Below are 17,068 nucleotides of genomic sequence, written 5' to 3' on the forward strand. Positions count from 1 at the left end.
GTATATTTTTTGAGAGAGATTTAACTAATACTATAAAAAAGCGTCAATTCGAGTGGTTTTTCTTAGTGACCTCTCGACTGCGCTCGAGATGACATAAAGAAAAATTGTATCGAGAATAGCTTTTTGATTCTAAACCCTCGTCATCCTGAGTCTATCGAAGCACTCGAATTGACGAATTTGGAATTCAATAATATCAAAACAACAGATTAATAAACAACATAAATTACAATGTATAATAATATTCTAACATCTCAGGATAATGGGATTACCAAGATTACGATCAATCGTCCATCAAAATTAAATGCTCTTAATAAAGAGACTATTCAAGAATTACATGCGGCTTTTAGAGTTGCCAATCTCGATACAGATACTAAAGTTATTATCATTACCGGAAGTGGTGAAAAAGCATTTGTTGCAGGTGCAGATATTAGTGAATTTGCAGATTTTTCGGTATCAGAAGGAGGGAACCTAGCCACAAAAGGACAAGAGCTGCTTTTTGATTTTGTTGCTAATCTTTCTACACCAGTAATTGCTGCTGTAAATGGATTTGCTCTGGGTGGTGGTTTAGAATTGGCTATGGCAGCGCATTTTAGAATTGCCAGTGATAATGCAAAAATGGGATTACCAGAAGTTTCTTTGGGAGTAATACCTGGTTATGGTGGTACACAGCGTTTACCACAGTTAGTTGGTAAAGGCAGAGCTATGGAAATGATAATGACTGCAGGAATGATCGATGCTAATCATGCATTACAATACGGGTTGGTAAATCATGTAACCGCCCAGGATGAATTAATACCATTAGCAGAAAAGTTAGCCGGAAAAATTATGAGAAACTCATCTGTGGCGATTAGTGCAGCCATCAAAGCTATAAATTCTGGATATGAAGATGGTGTAAATGGATATAAAACAGAGATCCAACAATTTGGTAACTGTTTTGGTACCGAAGATTTTAAAGAAGGAACTACAGCATTTTTAGAAAAACGTAGAGCTGATTTCCCAGGAAAATAAATTAGATAAATAAAAAAGAATAAAGACTTCATAGGTAACAACTATGAGGTCTTTGTTTTACCATTCTCCTACCTATAGAAATTCATCTCGTCAATATATTCTCATACAACTTCGGGAAGTAAAGGTCTTTTTTTATGAGATACTTATATCTTAAACCTCTATTTTTTTGATATTTTGTGCTACAAAATATCAAAAAACCAGCTACATTGCTGTAACTGGTTCTTAGCATTTATATATTCTTATCTTCTAAGCTTTGACGCCACTAGCGAGACGCTAGCGGGAGCGATCAATTACACGTTAGGAGCTGCGGAGGGGTACAACCAAATCATCACATTAACAAGAAAGTTTTTTATAAAAGTACCAATTTGACCCATTACCGTGGACGCTGATATTCCAGCTGATCTACAACCATAATTAACAAAATAATCTGGATTAATTAAGAGCGTTATTATAAAATAACTTCATAAAGCTTTTATAGGTAGATTTAATATGTTTATTTTAAGCATAACCTTATAATGAAACCTCTTTAGTTTTTATGAAGCATTTTCTTTTTCTATTTTTCCTTATTCTATTTTGTTTATTTAACTTCAATGATAGTTTTGCTCAAGACAATGCTTTAGACAGTTTAAAAACTCAATTGCAACTTCATACCGGAAAAGATACTACTCGTGTTAACTTATTAATTGATATTGCCTCTGCATATTTCAGAACTGATTTAGATTCAACACGAACGTACCTTGAAAAAGCAAAAAGTTTAAGCACTAATTTAGGCGATATAAAAGGTAAAGCAAATGCATTCCGTTTATTAGCAAGACTAGAAAATATTAAATCAGATTTCACAAAGAGTTTAGATTTTCTACAACTATCATTGACAAACTATAAACTCATTAATAACCAAGAAGGAGCAGCAAGAGTTTATATTGGTATGGGAATCAATTATTATAACCTTTCAAGATTTGAAGAAGCAATGACCGCCTACCAACAAGCTTCAAAAATATACCAATTGTTAAGAAATAAAAGGGGTATTGCTACCTGCCAAATAAATATAGCCATTGTGTACGAAGAACTTGGCAAATATGATCAATCAATTTCTAGATATAAACAAGCATTGGAGCTCAGTAATCAAATTGGTGATGACGAAGGTGTAGCTTATGTAAATACAAACTTAGGAGGTATTCATCAAGTACAGGGCAACTATCCTTTAGCGCTAATATGCTTTTACGAGGCTTTAAGTTTCAGAGAAAAAGTATCTGATTACGAAGGTTTAACCTATACACTTCATAGCTTGGGTGAAGTCAACCTGGCCATGCAGAAGTATGATAAAGCATTAACATTTTTTGAAAAATCGTTAAAACATGCTGTGCAAATTGGTGATAAAAACAATATCGTTGCAAATAATAGTAATATTGGAGATATTTACTTAACTAAAACTGATTATGCAAATGCCTTAAAACATTACACTTTTTCACTACATATAAGTGAAGAAATCAATAACTTAAAACAAATCGCTACTGTCAAAAACAAGATTGGAAAAGTTCATTTATTGCTAAAAAGACCTCTATTTGCGCGCTCATATTTCACTGAAGCAATGCAGATAAGCCAACAAACCGGAAATCAACGAATTTTAGCCAATAGCCTTATGGGAATTGCCGAAACCTATATGTATAACAAAAAATACAAAACAGCAATTTCATACATTCAGAAAAGCAAAAAAATTGCGGATGATTTACTATTATTACCAGTTCAGCAAAAAGCAGCTCGTTTTTTATATACTATCTATAAAAAGACTAAGAATTACCAAAAATCTCTAGATTATCATGAAATATATAAAAGATTAAGCGACAGCATCCTTAACAAAGAAAATATTGAAAAAATAACCGCACTAGAATACGAATACAAATATGAGCAAGAACTTTCAAAAGCTGCTGACCGAGAATTAAAACTTACCAAAACGGTAGAGACCACAGCTCAAAATTTAGAAAAATCACAGCGTAACGTATTGATCAGCATTATTATATTTTTGGGAAGCGTTTTGATGTTAGGGAGTATTATATTTTTTCTAAAACTACGCCATGCCAATGCCAAAAATCAGAATATTGTGATTGAACAAAAACTGTTGCGTTCACAAATGACGCCACATTTTATTTTTAACTCGCTTTCCGTTTTACAAGGCATGATCTTAGGAAAAGAAGATAAAAAGTCAGTGACGTATCTCTCTAAATTTTCAAAACTACTACGCATCATTTTAGAAAACTCAAGAGATAAAACCGTATTACTCTCCGAAGAACTTAAAGCCATTGAAAACTACCTAGAGTTATACCACTTAGAACACGAGTCTTATCAATATACTATTCAAGTTGATACAACAATAGATATACATCAGTTCAAAATTCCACCAATGTTGATACAGCCTTTCATAGAAAACGCTATTGAGCACGCCTTTATAGGACATAAAGGAGTTAAAAAAATAGATATTACTCTTAGTATGGTTGGCAAAAAATTACAATGTATCATCATAGATAATGGTATAGGCATCAATACAACACTTACTAATAAACACACTTCCAAAAATTCAGTGTCTACTACTATAACAAAAGAACGATTGAGTATCTTATCTAAAAATTATAATATGAAAGGCACTATTGAAATTAAAGACCGCTCAATAACTAATGAAAAAGGAACTGAAGTCATCCTGACTATTCCTTATAAATTAGTAGAATTATGATAAAATCTCTAATCGTTGAAGATAAGGCTTATACGACAAACTTTAAAAAGCATGTTGAAATCGATTAATGCAGGTGTACAAATTATAGGGGAATGCGAATCCGTACAAGAAGCAATAATCGTAACTAAATCCTGTGAGCCTGAACTAGTGTTTTTAGACATTAATTTAACAGACGGTAACTCAAAAATGGTGTTTTTGAGTAGTATTTTTGGTCGTTTAGAGCAAAAAAATCGGCTTCTTAGATGAAAAAAGAACATTTTATTCCAGTAGGTTTAAAGTGCAAATGGTATTGGTTATACATTTTCTTGTTTTCGATACATCAAATCAGGGATTTGGCAATACCATTGACGAAAATTTATTATCCATTATTCACGTTAAAATAGTATATTATCAAAAGTGATTTTTAGCTGAACTATACAATACAGGCGTTAATGTATCACTTGTAGAAATTCATCTCATCAATATATTCCCATACAACTTCGGGAAGCAAAGGTCTTACATTTTTATGAGCAGCAATTGTCTTGCGAATAAATGTAGAAGAAATCTCCATAATAGGAGCGTCAATTCGATGTATTTTGGGATGATCTGTAAATTGAGAGGCTACAATTCCTTCAGCAATTCTTGGATATACATAGATGTTATGGTTTTCGAGAATAACCTCATGATTTTTCCATTTATGAAAACTTTTCAGATTATCTTCTCCCATAATAAGATGAAATTGATCTTTTGGGTATTTTTCTTGCAAGTGTGCAAGTGTATGCACAGTGTAATTGGGTTGTGGTAGTTTAAACTCTACATCACTAGGTTTTAATTTTGGATACGATTGTGTAGCGCGATATACCATCTCATAGCGATGATGATTATCCAGAAGCGAACTTTTTTTCTTATGAGGATTATGAGGAGTTACGACCATCCACAACTCATCAAGATCAGAGAACTCAGCCATGTGATTAGCGATTGCCAAATGACCGATATGAATGGGATTAAACGTCCCAAAATACAATCCGATTTTTTTCATGGAAAATTTATTTTTCCATTTCCACGAATGTGGAAATCTTATTTTAATTCTTTAAAAAGAAACTTTTTAACCAATTGGTATACTTCGTTTTTAGCTTTTTCCAGATCATCATTCGTTATGATAGCGTCAAACTGAGGAGCAGTAGCCATTTCGGTAGAGGCTTTGGCAACTCTCATATTGATTTTATCTTCGGATTCGGTTTTACGTTTCTTCAAACGAATTTTGAGTTCTTCAATACTAGGTGGTTTTACAAAAATTGCCAACGTACGATCTGGAAATATGCTTTTAATATCCAAACCACCTACAACATCAATATCAAAAATCACATGTTTACCATTATCCCAAAGTCGTTGCACTTCAGTTTTTAATGTTCCATAAAAATTATCCCGATATACCTCTTCCCATTCTAGAAATTCTTCGGCTTTAATCTTGTCTTTAAACTCTCTTAATGATAAAAAGTAATAATCTTTTCCATGAACTTCTCCTCCACGAGGTTGTCGAGAAGCTGCAGAAATAGAAAACCCAAGATTCAATTCTTCTTGATTAAGTAAGTATTTAACTAAAGTAGTTTTTCCACTTCCAGAAGGTGCCGAAAGTACAATAAGTTTACCTTGGTTCATTTACAACACGTTTAGTAATTGTTCTTTAATTTTTTCGAGCTCATCTTTCATCTGAACTACTAGTTGTTGCATAGGAGCATAATTAGATTTACTACCAATAGTATTAATTTCACGACCTATTTCCTGAGTGATAAAACCAAGTTTCTTTCCATTAGAATCCGAAGAATTTAATGTAGTAGTAAAATACTCTAAATGATTTGCCAATCGAACTTTTTCTTCTGTAATATCAAATTTCTCTAAATAATAAATCAACTCCTGTTCAAAACGATTTTGATCGACCTCTTCTTTTAAATCAGATACAGCTTTATGTAATCGTTCTCTAACTGCTTCCATGCGTTCAGGATCCATTTGTATAACGCTATCAAGCAGTTCCCTTATATTTTTAATACGAATATTGAAATCTTTTTCTAATGCTTTTCCTTCGTCGATTCTATAATCCTCTATCGCCGTTAACGCTTTGGTTAGTTCATCTTTTATCGCATTAAATTCCTGCTCATCGATTTGTTCACGTTCTGTTTTTAAAGCATCAGGCATACGAACGGCCATTTTTAATAACTCTATAGTATCACCTTCGTGTACATTTGATAATTGTCTGATGTATTCTTTTACAATAGCTTCATTAACCTTGTTTGATGTTTCTTCACCAGTTGCTTCAACATATAATCCAAAATCAACCTTACCTCTTGCTAGTTTTTTTGCAATAGTATTTCGCATTTCAAGCTCCTTTTCACGGTATTGTGAAGGAATTCTTGCATTAAGGTCTAAGTTTTTACTATTAAGTGATTTAACCTCAATCGTTATTTTTTTTGTAGGTAGCTGAAGGATAGACTTCCCGAAGCCTGTCATAGATTTGATCATAGAATTATACTAAAAGTTGCACGAAGATAATGAAAAGTCTTAACAACGGCATCTTAACTCATAAAACCAAATTTGATAATCTATGACCGTTGTCTTTATTTTTTTTATCAACTAAAAACAAAATGTTTAAAAACACACAAATATCATCAAAAAGTTAAATATATAACAATTTGCTTGTTTAATGATTAGTGTTTTGATAGCTTTATGGTTCAACTTAAATATACTCATTATGAAAACTATTAAATTAGCTATGCTGGTAGTTATTGCTATCGGTATGACAAAATGTTCCAGTGACGTTGAAAATGATATTCAACAAAACACTACAATTACACAAGAGGATATATCTCCCGAAATTTTATCAAAATTACAGCGTATGGGGTTTGACACGGATAAGACGTCCGTTGCATCCGCTAAAGGAGGATATATTGTGGACGGAGATATTTTTATCACTGAAGAAACATTGAAAGAAACTAACTTTCAAAAACAAGCTTTTTATACCATTGTTGATTGCAACAGGGCAGGTAATATTCGTATTCAGAATGCTTTAGGTAATAATGCCGCAGGAAGAGGGTTTCAAAGAGGTATTGACTTATGGAATAGGGTTAATAGAACAACTTTACGTTTGATACCTGTAAATAACAATCCTGATATTTTGGTTCGTTTGTCGAATCCTGGTGAAATAGGAGGCTGGGGTCTTGGAGAATTTCCTTCTAATGGAGTAGAAGGAGGTTTGATTATATTAAACCTTAATGAACCCAGTATTGATGGAGATCCGGTAACAGCTAGAGAGTGGGGAAATATATTAGCTCATGAAATTGGGCATAATATTGGGTTTCTTCATGCAGAACAAGGGTTTTTTGGTACACAAATACCAGGAACACCTAATGTAGATCCTAATTCGATTATGACTTCTGGATCAAACCCAAATGTGGTATTTAATGCTAATGATGTTTCTAATTTTGACAAAAGGGCTATAAGAAGAATGTATAGCAATAGAAATAATAGATTGTGTAATTAATCAAATACACCAATAAATTAAGAGACTGCCTGAATATTTTTTCAGGCAGTCTTTTTGTTTTATTACCATACCTAGAAAAAAGTAATCTTAAAGATTAATAACCATTGTGATTTTATCTATATATTTTTCTTCCTCAAGAAAAAAATCCTCAATGCTTCCAGATTCCTTGAATCCCATTTTTTTATATAAACTAACACCAGCAAAATTGGTAGCATAAACTTCTAACCATAGTACTTTTACTATTTCATTTTGTTTTGACCATTCTAATACATTTTGAATCAAAAGAGTACCAATACCCTGATTTTGCCATTGAGTATGAATCCCCATTCCTATCATGGCCGTGTGTTGCATCTTTTTACGCCAACTGCCTGTAAGGTCTATGTTTCCAATAATAGTACCGTCGCTTTCGGCTACCAATAATAAACTATTGGATTGTTGATGAAGGTTTTGAATAAGCTCTTCTTCTTCTTTTATTGTATTAGAGTATTCGTAATCAAACAAAGGAATAGTACTAGTGTCTTTAAGATATTCTAGTTTTAATGCTAATAATTGCTTAGCATCTGCCGGGGCTGCTTCTCTAATTAAAAGAGCTCTCCCTAATTTGGTATGGTATGTTTTTGAGATAAAGTTCAATCGATATTATGCATCAGGATTCTTATCCCGAATTCTTTTATAAAGTTTAATACCCATCATAAGTATAATTGCAAGCGATAGTATTCCCACAACTCCATATATCCAATTTACTGCATCTCTAACGATAACCAGAAAAATGACCGAAAAAAGAATGATCGTTGAACCTTCATTCCACATTCGCATTTGCCCAGATGACCATTTTACAACATCGCACTGTAGTTGTTTATAGATATGATGGCACTTGAGGTGATACATAATAAGTAACACTACAAACCCAAGTTTAACATGCATCCAAGGTTGTTGTAGCCAAGCTGGCATTAAAATAAGTAACCAAATTGCGAATACAGTGGCTAATATAGCAGAAGGCCAGGTGATAATAAACCAAAGGCGTTTAGCCATTAATTTAAGTTGTTTACCTAATATGTCTCGATCGGGTAGAGGCTTTTGAGAAGCTTCTATTTGATAGATAAATAACCGGGGAATATAAAATAGCCCGGCAAACCATGTGATCACAAAGATCAGGTGCAAGGATTTTATATAATTATAATATTCGAGCATTGGGTTAATTTTAAATTACCTCCTAAACCAGTTCGGGATGACAAAAAGGTTTACTTTTCTACAAAAAGATAATTAAGCTGCAAGGTATTGAACTCTGTATTAAAACGTTTAATTTCTTCGGTAATTAATTTGTCAAAATTAGCTAATTGATCATTGATCTTTTTAGTAAGTTCATTTTTTACAGCAATATCTTGTTCTGTAGGACCAAAATCTCCCATACCTACCAGAGAATTTAGGTGCCCTAGTTTATTGGTAAGTTTAATAGGAAAGTTTAAAGGATCCTGGTTACTTTTGTTTTTGGTTTGGTATAATACTTTTTCGATCTCGCCAAATTGTTTTTGCAAGTCTGAAGCTTTTTTAACCAAGTCTTTAGTCGCCGAATTGTCTTTATACTGTGTCGAAAATGCTTTGAGCTGAGCATTAATTTTTCTGATTTTCTTTATAGATTTATGCGCCTTGTCTACTGTTTTATTTATACTGGTAATAAAATCAAATTGCGATTGCATTTGTTGTGGTGATGCTTCTGTTCTGGGATCGGCCACAATGGTAAAAGGTTGTTTAGAGACTTCTTTTCCATTTATTGCAAGACTTATATTATAGTTGCCAGGGACAGCTTTTGGACCATTAAGATTTGCCCACCAAAGAATCATACCATCTAATTTTTCTGCTCCATCACCTCTCATATTCCAGGTAAATAATTGAGCTCCTTTTTCCTCTATTTTTAATTGATCTTTTTTCTTTTTTGCTTTGGTACTAAATGATTTTATAGTATCATTTTTGGTATTAAAATAGGTTAAAGAAACCGTGTCTTTTGCTGCATCATAATTTTTGAGATAGAAATACGTCATAACACCAGCGGGATGATTAGTTCCTGCTGTCTTAGAATCTTTAACACTTCCTCCACCCATACGATACGAATTCTTAGGTTTATATAGAATATGATTTTGAGTTTTCATAGTATTGTTTAACTGATGTAAGACTGTTAAATCATCAATTATCCAAAGACTTCTTCCTTGCGTAGCAACAATCAAATTATTATCCTTAATGGTTAGATCTGTAATAGGTACAATAGGTAAATTTAATTGAAAAGATTCCCAGTTTGCTCCATCATTAAAAGAGATATACATACCTGTTTCTGTACCTGCATATAATAATCCTTTTTGATTGGGATCCTCACGAAGCACCCGTGTAAAATGTTCGTTTTTGATTCCGTTTGTAATTTTTGTCCATGATTTGCCATAATCGGTAGTCTTATATAGATAAGGAGCAAAATCTCCTGATTTATATTTCGTACCGGCGATATAACATGTACCTTCTGCAAAAGCACTAGGTTCGATACTATTAATCATCATCCATTCTGGTATGCCTTTGGGTGTTACATTGTTCCAGGATTTTCCTCCATCCTGGCTTACATGTACAAGTCCGTCATCACTTCCGACCCAAAGTAAACCTTCTTTGACAGGACTTTCTGCCGCTGCGAAAATGGTACAATAATATTCTACAGATGTGTTATCTTGTGTAATAGGGCCTCCAGAAGATTTTTGTTTATCAGGGTCATTTCTAGTTAAATCCGGACTAATCACCTTCCAACTTTGTCCTTCATTTTCGGTGACATGAACATGATTAGAGAATGTATATAATTTGTTTGGATTATGTTTAGAGAATAGTATTGGGAAATTCCATTGAAAACGATATTTCATGTCCTCTGCACCATGCCCCATAGGGTTATCTGGCCATACACTAATAGAGCGTACGGTTTCTGTTTTATGATTTACCCGGGTAAGAAAGCCATCATAACTTCCTCCGTAAACAATATCATTATCTTTGGGATCGACAGCAATATGAGCAGATTCTCCTCCAGCAGTACTTTCCCAATCATTTTCAGAAATACTCCATCCCGTGCTTCTATGATTGATACGTATAGTAGAATTATCTTGCTGTGCTGCATAGATTCTATAAGGAAAACTATTATCTGTAGTCACTCTGTAAAACTGTGAAGTGGGCTGATTGTGGTACGTACTCCAGGTTTCGCCACCATCGTATGTAACTTGTGCACCACCATCATCGCCAATGACCATACGTTTTGGATTTTCTGGAGCAATCCATAGATCGTGATGATCCCCATGTGGAGCGCGATAACTGCTAAAATTTTTACCCCCGTCTTTACTTTTATGATAAGATACATTAACGACATAGACAACATCTATATCTTGAGGATCTGCATAAATACGACTATAATACCATGCACGTTGACGCAAGCTTCTGCTGCTGTTTAATTGGCTCCAGGTGTCTCCTCCATCATCGCTGCGATATACCCCACCTTTTTCTTTGTTTTCTACAATAGCCCACACCCGTTCACTATTTACAGGAGAAACAGTTACTCCCATTATTCCTAAAGTATCTTTGGCGAATCCTTTGTGTTGCGAAATCTCATTCCATGTTTGTCCACTATCTGTACTTTTCCAAAGAGCAGAACCTTTTCCTCCAGAACTAAGGCTATAAGGTGTTCTTCTTGCATTCCATGTCGAAGCATACAAAATTCGGGGGTTATTAGGATCTAAAGTTAGATCTACCGCTCCGGCATCCTGATTTGCAAACAGTACTTTATTCCATGTTGTTCCTCCATCAATACTTTTATATACACCACGATCTTGAGTAGGTTTATATATATTACCCAATACTGCAGCATATACAATATCAGGATTAGTAGGGTGAATAGTTATTCTCGGGATATGTCTGCTTTTAGGAAGACCAGCTTGTATCCACGTTTTACCAGCATCAACACTTTTCCAGATACCATAACCCGAAGATACATTTCCGCGCAATGTTTTTTCTCCACCACCTACATAGATTACATTAGGATCACTTTTAGATACGGCAATAGCACCAATTGATCCTCCAAAGAAACCATCAGAGATGTTTTTCCAGGTACGTCCACCGTCTGTAGTTTTCCATATTCCTCCACCAGTGGCCCCAAAATAAAATAAATTAGGCTTTCCTGGAACTCCGGTTACGGCAGCACTTCGCCCGCCTCGAAATGGTCCGATAAGTCTATATTCTAGAGCATCATAGAGTTCCTGATTATACGTTTGAGAGTTGGATGTGAAAATACTTGAGAAAGCAAAAAAGAGTATGAGAATAACTCTACCGAATTGTGAATACATAGTTAGCTGAGATTTAATTTAAAAGCTTTGCATTTTCAGAGAAATTATAGACAAAATAGATTTGATGGGATACTAAAGTCAGGAATTAAAAATTATTCCAAAAGATTTTCACGTAATTTTAACCTTAGCTATTAAGATCATTTCTAATTTTGAAGCATGGTTATAGAAGGTTTTATACTTGTCTTGAGTTGTCTGGGAGTTATTCAGGCACTTTTCTTATGTTTTTATCTGTTTACGCTTAAAAAAGGAAATAGAAAAGCAAATGTATTTTTGGCTTTGGTATTGTTAGGATTAACGATACGGATAGGGAAATCCGTTTTTCATAATTACATAGATGTTGACCCCAGATTAAGGAATTTGGCTATTTCGACAATATTGGCAGTAGGCCCTTTTCTTTGGTTTTATGGAAAAACTCTTTTTGAGAAACAACAAACATTTTCGAACCAACATTATATTCATTTAATACCTTTTGGATTATTTGTTTTATGTAGTCCTTTTATTCCTAATAATGGAGATATACTATCATATGTTGCATATTCTTTGGTCCTCCTTCATTTTGGAATCTATCTATCTATTTGCTGGAAAACTATTTTAAGAATCACAAACGACGTAAATCCTCAACTTTTAAAATGGTATAGAAACATTGTGGTTGGAGTTAGTTTGACCTGGGTACTGTATCTCGGTATTTTTCTGAGGTTGATCCCTTTTTATATTTTAGGTGCTATTTCTTTTTCATTTTTAATATATATGTTTTCTTATCTGCTTTTAAAAAGACATGTTTTTGCCTTAGAAAAATATAGCAATTCTAAAATTGATCGGGAAACTTCTAAAGAATTGCTTCATCGTGTAAAGGAACTATTTGAAAATGAGAAAACTTATTTGGATAGTAGTATTTCGTTAAAAACTATAGCAGAAAAATTATCGGTTTCTTCTAGAGAACTATCTCAGGTGATCAACGAGAATGAGCAAAAGAATTTCTCTGAGTTTGTAAATCATTTTCGAATAACAAAAGCCAAAAAATTGCTGGTAGATTCTGAGTATGCATTAGAAAAAATTGCTACTGTAGCTTATGATTGCGGTTTTGGTAATGTTACATCTTTTAATCTTGCTTTTAAGGCCGAAACTAAGCTTACCCCTTCACAATATAGAACTCAATATAGTGCTGCTTAATTGATTTTTCGTTTTAAAGATCGTGTTTTTTAAAGAGTTTTGATAAAGTCTTTTGGATTTTGCGTTCAGAAAAATTCAAAATGATATTCATGAATACATCAATATTCGTACTGTTTTTGATGGTGACAGTATGCACTAAAATTGAAAAACCTTCAGAAGTTTTACAAACAAAAACACGTCCAACAAAAGAAATCGTAATAGATAGCCTTAAGCATCCCTGGAGTATTGCTTTTTTATCAGAAGATGAAGTTCTGGTATCTGAAAAAGATGGAGACTTGGTTAAAGTGAACCTTATTTCAAAAGAAAAAAGAATGATTAAAGGGTTTCCACGCGACCTTACTGATAGTATTAGAGTCATTACAGGAGGAGATAATTCTGGTATTTTTGAAGTATTACTGGATCCTGATTTCGGCAACAATAAATACGTATATCTATCCTATGCAGCAAAAAGGAAAGGAGAAGGAAGTACCACAAAAGTAGTGCGTGCAGTACTAAAAAAAGATTCTTTAACTAGTATAAAAACATTGCTCGAAGCCGGACCTTTTACAAGAGAATATTTTCATTACGGGGGAGGGATGACTTTTGGGCCCGATGGTAAATTATATATCACTATAGGAGAACGATTGTATAAAGAAATTGATGAACCCGAAATGCCTATTGCTCAAGATATAACCGATAAACGAGGGAAAATCTATCGAATAAACCCCGATGGAAGTATACCCGATGATAATCCTGATTTTGGTGCAATTGCGGTTCCTGGAGTTTATGCCATTGGGATTAGAGCTGCACAGGGGATAACAACACATCCAGAAACAGGGGAGATATGGTTTAGTGAGCATGGTACCCGACAGGGAGATGAGGTTAATATGCTAAAATCTGGAGCTAATTATGGATGGCCGATTATAACTACAGGAGGTTATAGAAGTAAAGACTATTATCCTCCTAAAATTGAAGGAGCTGTATTTACAGATCCCATTTGGTATTGGCAGCACACTGTTGCGCCTACTGGACTCCTATTTTATACAGGAGATGAATTTCCCGAATGGAAAAATGATTTGCTCGTTCCTGGATTGAGTAGAGGAAGTTTGTGGAGATTTAGAATTGAAAATAAAACCATAAAAAGTGCCGAAGAATTATTTACCGACGATAGAATACGATCTAGAAAAATAGCACAAAGCCCAGAAGGAAAACTCTATCTGCTAACCGATGAACCTAATGGGAAAATCTTAAGAATAAAAAATAATCAATAACCTTAATATAAATAAACAAAAACACATGAAAACCTATTTTTGGATAACCCTATTTTTAATTAGCTGTAACATCACCATTGCGCAATCAGAAGATGATAATATACGCTCTTCGATTAATAAATACCTAGAAGGAACTTCATATAATAAACCCGAAACAATTAAAGAAGCTTTTTATGATGAAGCGAATTTGTTCCTTACTCACAAGGAGAAAAAACTATGGATTGTACCTATTCAAGAATATGCTTCATGGTTTGAAAAAAGAGAGCAAGGAAAATTTAATGGTAGAACAGGTAAAATACTATCTGTAGATAGAGAAAATGATATTGCTATGGCAAAAGCAGAAATTTTGATAGAAGGTAAAGATGTACGATATATAGATGTTTTTCTTCTGAAAAAGATTGACGGAGTATGGAAAATTATTAGCAAAGCGGCTACAACTAAAAAGTAAAAATAACTAACTACTTTCTGTAATAAGTTTAGTTCTCACTTCCCGGTTCAGAAAATACCCGGTAACCAGAGTTGCCAGGATATCTGCAATCGGGAAAGAAATCCAAACTCCTAATTCTCCATAAAATTTAGGAAGAATTAAAATAAGAGGAATAAAAAAGAAACCTTGTCTTGATAAGGTAAGTAATAAAGCAGGAATTGCTTTTCCTACAGCTTGAAAATAGGCAGCTCCAATAAGCTGAAGTGCAATAATAGGAGTCGCTGCAAATACCCAGCGCATAGGTTCTGCAGTATGAGATAATACATATTGATTTAGAGCTAATTCTTTAGGAGCCAGATTAGGATTGTTACTCAGAAATAAAGTTGTTATTTCTGCCGGAAAAATCATTAATCCTATAAAAACTAAGGTAGCCAAAATTGCAGCATATTTGATAGCGGTATTAATAGATTCTCGAACACGAGGATAACGTTTTGCGCCGTAATTATACCCTGCAATGGGTAAGAATCCTTGTGTAACTCCAAATACAGGGAATAAGGCAAACATTAACATCCGACCAATGATAGCATATACTGCTACCAGACCTTCTTGCCCGAGATCGAATAAAATATTATTCATTAATAAATAAGTAATACTTACCACGGCTTGCCTGGCTAGAGTTACTCCACCAAGTGAAGCAATTTCTGAAACGATCTCTTTCTGCAGGCCAAGATGACGAAAACTAATTTTTAATTCAGAGTTTTTAGAACTGAAAAACCAAAATATATATAAAAAACAGGCAAGATACGAGCCTGTTGTTGCCCATGCAGCACCGTGCATTCCCATATCCATTACGTTAATAAAAAGATAATCCATAAACAGATTACTGACTGTTGGGATGATCATAGCCGTCATAGCAAATTTGGGCTTTCCTTCTGCTCTGATCACTGTATTACCCATCATGGCAAAACCAAGGATGGGTACACCATATAAAATAATAGTGTAGTAAATTTTTGCTGGCTCAAAAATATCTCCTTTGCCACCAAATTTTGGAATAATATCATCGACAAAGACCAAACCTAAGACCACCAAAGAAACCATAAAAAGCAGAGAAAGAGTAATCTGGTTTCCGAAGGTTTTGAGTGCTTTTTCTTTATTATTAGCACCTAATGCTCTAGAAATTATACTAGAACCTCCTACACCTATAGACATTCCTAATGCAGCAATAAAAAAGGATACAGGTAGTACCACATTAATAGCTGCAATAGCAATAGAACCGATCCAGTTACCAACAAAGATCGAATCTATTAAGATATTAAGTGACATCACTAATATTCCTATAGATGCCGGGACTGCTTGCTTTATTAGCAATTTCCCAACAGGCTCTATCCCGAGAGCTTCAGAAGTTATTTTTGCCATTATGCTGTTTGGGTTTTAACAGCGACCCATTCGTTTACCCAATTTGCAAGTAGATCTGCCCAATCATCACGATCATTAAGACAAGGAATAGTTGTGAATTCTTTACCACCAACTTCGTGAAAAATTTCTTCTCCTTCCATGGCTATTTCTTCTAAGGTTTCCAGGCAATCTGATACAAATGCCGGAGTTACGATAGCCATTTTTTTTATTCCTTCTTTTCCCATACGTTCTATAGTACGATCGGTATAAGGCTTTAACCAAGGATCAAAGCCTAAGCGGGATTGATAAGAGGTAGAGTAAGTTCCATTTTTAAGCCCAAGTTTTTTTGCTACTTGTACAGTTGTCATTTCACATTGATGACGATAGCAAAACTTATGTTGTTCTGATCCTTTTTTAAAGCAACATTTGCCATCCATTTTACAATTTCCATTGCTAATGTCACTTTTTCGAATATGTCTCTCGGGTACTCCATGGTAACTAAATAAAAGGTGTTCATATTCAATACCTTCTAGTTTTTCGGTTATACTTTTTGAAAGGACATTAATATATTCTGGTTTATTATAAAAAGCAGGAACATCGATAAGCTTCATATTAGGGAAGTACTCTTTTTGCAATTTTTCGGCAAGTACTAAAATGGTTTCTGTAGTTGCCATAGCAAATTGAGGGTAAAGCGGGATAATCATGACTTCATTTACACCTTTGTCATGTAATTCCTGCAATCCTTTTTTGATATTCATCGAGCCATAACGCATGGCTAAACCAATAGGGATCGAAGTACGATCTGCTACTTTTTTCTGTAATCTTTCTGATAGTACGATTAGCGGAGAACCTTCGTCCCACCAGATTTTTTTATAAGCTTCTGCCGATTTTTTTGGTCGGGTATTTAAGATAATCCCTTTTACCAGTAATGTTCGCGCCCATAACGGAACATCAATTACTCTGGGATCCATCAAAAATTCACCAAGGTATTTTTTTACATCCTTTGGATCAGTACTATCTGGTGATCCAAGATTAACAAGGAGAACTCCTTTACTCATAATTTTCTTTTTGCATACACAAAAATACAAACTATAAAGAGGAATGATACTAAAAGTGATAAGACTTTTTGATAGTGGTATTGTAGAATTAGTGTATAATCCTATTAAAAACTAAACAGAACTTAAAATACGTTAAATTCTGGCAAACCGAAAGTTGGATAGTTTT

The 17,068-nt window shown here is 34.0% G+C and carries 15 protein-coding genes; 7 read left to right on the forward strand and 8 right to left on the reverse strand.

Annotation, left to right across the window (positions count from 1 at the left end):
* Nucleotides 1-228: 228 nt before the first annotated feature.
* From ATO12_RS19015 to ATO12_RS19025, 3 genes are all read left to right on the forward strand, one after another.
* The gene (locus ATO12_RS19015; protein WP_034245018.1) at nucleotides 229-1,008 is read left to right on the forward strand and encodes an enoyl-CoA hydratase/isomerase family protein; all 780 of its coding nucleotides are present in this window, start codon (nucleotides 229-231) and stop codon (nucleotides 1,006-1,008) included.
* Between the two features lie 535 nt (nucleotides 1,009-1,543).
* Nucleotides 1,544-3,733 carry a tetratricopeptide repeat protein gene (locus ATO12_RS19020; protein ID WP_034245020.1) on the forward strand — a complete coding sequence of 730 codons (2,190 nt, stop codon included), beginning with the start codon at nucleotides 1,544-1,546 and terminating at the stop codon, nucleotides 3,731-3,733.
* Between the two features lie 15 nt (nucleotides 3,734-3,748).
* Nucleotides 3,749-3,979: a response regulator gene (locus tag ATO12_RS19025; RefSeq protein WP_165583416.1), complete on the forward strand. Its 231-nt coding sequence runs from the start codon at nucleotides 3,749-3,751 to the stop codon at nucleotides 3,977-3,979.
* 190 nt (nucleotides 3,980-4,169) lie between these two features.
* Here ATO12_RS19025 and nadD read toward each other — a convergent pair whose 3' ends face one another.
* Genes nadD through ATO12_RS19040 form a run of 3 tightly spaced genes read right to left on the reverse strand, consistent with a single transcriptional unit; the run spans nucleotide 4,170 to nucleotide 6,229 of the window.
* On the reverse strand, nucleotides 4,170-4,751 hold the full coding sequence (gene nadD / locus ATO12_RS19030) for a nicotinate (nicotinamide) nucleotide adenylyltransferase (RefSeq protein WP_034245025.1): 582 nt from the start codon (nucleotides 4,749-4,751) through the stop codon (nucleotides 4,170-4,172).
* A gap of 38 nt (nucleotides 4,752-4,789) precedes the next feature.
* Nucleotides 4,790-5,371, reverse strand: a complete 582-nt coding sequence (gene gmk, locus ATO12_RS19035) for a guanylate kinase (RefSeq protein ID WP_034245026.1) — start codon at nucleotides 5,369-5,371, stop codon at nucleotides 4,790-4,792.
* On the reverse strand, nucleotides 5,372-6,229 hold the full coding sequence (locus tag ATO12_RS19040; protein ID WP_034245029.1) for a YicC/YloC family endoribonuclease: 858 nt from the start codon (nucleotides 6,227-6,229) through the stop codon (nucleotides 5,372-5,374). It abuts the gene before it with no gap.
* A gap of 229 nt (nucleotides 6,230-6,458) precedes the next feature.
* On the opposite strand from ATO12_RS19040, the gene ATO12_RS19045 reads away from it, so the two are divergent.
* Nucleotides 6,459-7,247 (forward strand): zinc metalloprotease, encoded by a 789-nt coding sequence (locus ATO12_RS19045; RefSeq protein ID WP_034245030.1) that lies wholly within the window; start codon nucleotides 6,459-6,461, stop codon nucleotides 7,245-7,247.
* Nucleotides 7,248-7,334: 87 nt separating this feature from the next.
* Here the strand turns inward: ATO12_RS19045 and ATO12_RS19050 are convergent, their stop codons facing one another.
* Genes ATO12_RS19050 through ATO12_RS19060 form a run of 3 tightly spaced genes read right to left on the reverse strand, consistent with a single transcriptional unit; the run spans nucleotide 7,335 to nucleotide 11,602 of the window.
* Nucleotides 7,335-7,880 (reverse strand): GNAT family N-acetyltransferase, encoded by a 546-nt coding sequence (locus ATO12_RS19050; protein WP_051575953.1) that lies wholly within the window; start codon nucleotides 7,878-7,880, stop codon nucleotides 7,335-7,337.
* A gap of 6 nt (nucleotides 7,881-7,886) precedes the next feature.
* Nucleotides 7,887-8,438: a CopD family protein gene (locus tag ATO12_RS19055; RefSeq protein WP_034245033.1), complete on the reverse strand. Its 552-nt coding sequence runs from the start codon at nucleotides 8,436-8,438 to the stop codon at nucleotides 7,887-7,889.
* A gap of 50 nt (nucleotides 8,439-8,488) precedes the next feature.
* Nucleotides 8,489-11,602 (reverse strand): VPS10 domain-containing protein, encoded by a 3,114-nt coding sequence (locus tag ATO12_RS19060; RefSeq protein ID WP_034245036.1) that lies wholly within the window; start codon nucleotides 11,600-11,602, stop codon nucleotides 8,489-8,491.
* 156 nt (nucleotides 11,603-11,758) lie between these two features.
* Here ATO12_RS19060 and ATO12_RS19065 point away from each other — a divergent pair, with 156 nt between their 5' ends.
* The 3 genes from ATO12_RS19065 (at nucleotide 11,759) to ATO12_RS19075 (ending at nucleotide 14,470) form a co-directional block, all read left to right on the forward strand.
* Nucleotides 11,759-12,772 (forward strand): helix-turn-helix domain-containing protein, encoded by a 1,014-nt coding sequence (locus tag ATO12_RS19065; protein ID WP_034245043.1) that lies wholly within the window; start codon nucleotides 11,759-11,761, stop codon nucleotides 12,770-12,772.
* An 89-nt stretch (nucleotides 12,773-12,861) separates the two neighbouring features.
* Complete coding sequence (locus tag ATO12_RS19070; RefSeq protein WP_051575954.1) at nucleotides 12,862-14,022, forward strand: PQQ-dependent sugar dehydrogenase; 1,161 nt, start codon at nucleotides 12,862-12,864, stop codon at nucleotides 14,020-14,022.
* 25 nt (nucleotides 14,023-14,047) lie between these two features.
* Nucleotides 14,048-14,470 (forward strand): nuclear transport factor 2 family protein, encoded by a 423-nt coding sequence (locus tag ATO12_RS19075; protein ID WP_051575955.1) that lies wholly within the window; start codon nucleotides 14,048-14,050, stop codon nucleotides 14,468-14,470.
* Nucleotides 14,471-14,476: 6 nt separating this feature from the next.
* Here the strand turns inward: ATO12_RS19075 and ATO12_RS19080 are convergent, their stop codons facing one another.
* Together ATO12_RS19080 and hemH are read right to left on the reverse strand one after the other, a co-directional pair.
* Entirely contained in the window at nucleotides 14,477-15,865 is a 1,389-nt protein-coding gene (locus ATO12_RS19080) for an MATE family efflux transporter (protein ID WP_034245046.1), read from the reverse strand.
* The gene (gene hemH / locus ATO12_RS19085; protein WP_034245048.1) at nucleotides 15,865-16,902 is read right to left on the reverse strand and encodes a ferrochelatase; all 1,038 of its coding nucleotides are present in this window, start codon (nucleotides 16,900-16,902) and stop codon (nucleotides 15,865-15,867) included. The genes ATO12_RS19080 and hemH overlap by 1 nt, the downstream gene beginning before the upstream one ends.
* Nucleotides 16,903-17,068: the final 166 nt, after the last annotated feature.

The organism is Aquimarina atlantica, from assembly GCF_000626715.1.
Classification (GTDB): Bacteria; Bacteroidota; Bacteroidia; order Flavobacteriales; family Flavobacteriaceae; genus Aquimarina; species Aquimarina atlantica.

Bases quoted from the DNA above. Each gene is read 5' to 3' on its own strand.
- ATO12_RS19080 (WP_034245046.1), bottom strand. From the start codon at position 15,865: ATGGCAAAAATAACTTCTGAAGCTCTCGGGATAGAGCCTGTTGGGAAA.
- ATO12_RS19065 (WP_034245043.1), top strand. From the start codon at position 11,759: ATGGTTATAGAAGGTTTTATACTTGTCTTGAGTTGTCTGGGAGTTATT.
- nadD (WP_034245025.1), bottom strand. From the start codon at position 4,751: ATGAAAAAAATCGGATTGTATTTTGGGACGTTTAATCCCATTCATATC.
- ATO12_RS19015 (WP_034245018.1), top strand. From the start codon at position 229: ATGTATAATAATATTCTAACATCTCAGGATAATGGGATTACCAAGATT.
- ATO12_RS19055 (WP_034245033.1), bottom strand. From the start codon at position 8,438: ATGCTCGAATATTATAATTATATAAAATCCTTGCACCTGATCTTTGTG.
- ATO12_RS19070 (WP_051575954.1), top strand. From the start codon at position 12,862: ATGAATACATCAATATTCGTACTGTTTTTGATGGTGACAGTATGCACT.
- gmk (WP_034245026.1), bottom strand. From the start codon at position 5,371: ATGAACCAAGGTAAACTTATTGTACTTTCGGCACCTTCTGGAAGTGGA.
- ATO12_RS19075 (WP_051575955.1), top strand. From the start codon at position 14,048: ATGAAAACCTATTTTTGGATAACCCTATTTTTAATTAGCTGTAACATC.
- ATO12_RS19040 (WP_034245029.1), bottom strand. From the start codon at position 6,229: ATGATCAAATCTATGACAGGCTTCGGGAAGTCTATCCTTCAGCTACCT.
- ATO12_RS19060 (WP_034245036.1), bottom strand. From the start codon at position 11,602: ATGTATTCACAATTCGGTAGAGTTATTCTCATACTCTTTTTTGCTTTC.
- ATO12_RS19020 (WP_034245020.1), top strand. From the start codon at position 1,544: ATGAAGCATTTTCTTTTTCTATTTTTCCTTATTCTATTTTGTTTATTT.
- ATO12_RS19045 (WP_034245030.1), top strand. From the start codon at position 6,459: ATGAAAACTATTAAATTAGCTATGCTGGTAGTTATTGCTATCGGTATG.
- hemH (WP_034245048.1), bottom strand. From the start codon at position 16,902: ATGAGTAAAGGAGTTCTCCTTGTTAATCTTGGATCACCAGATAGTACT.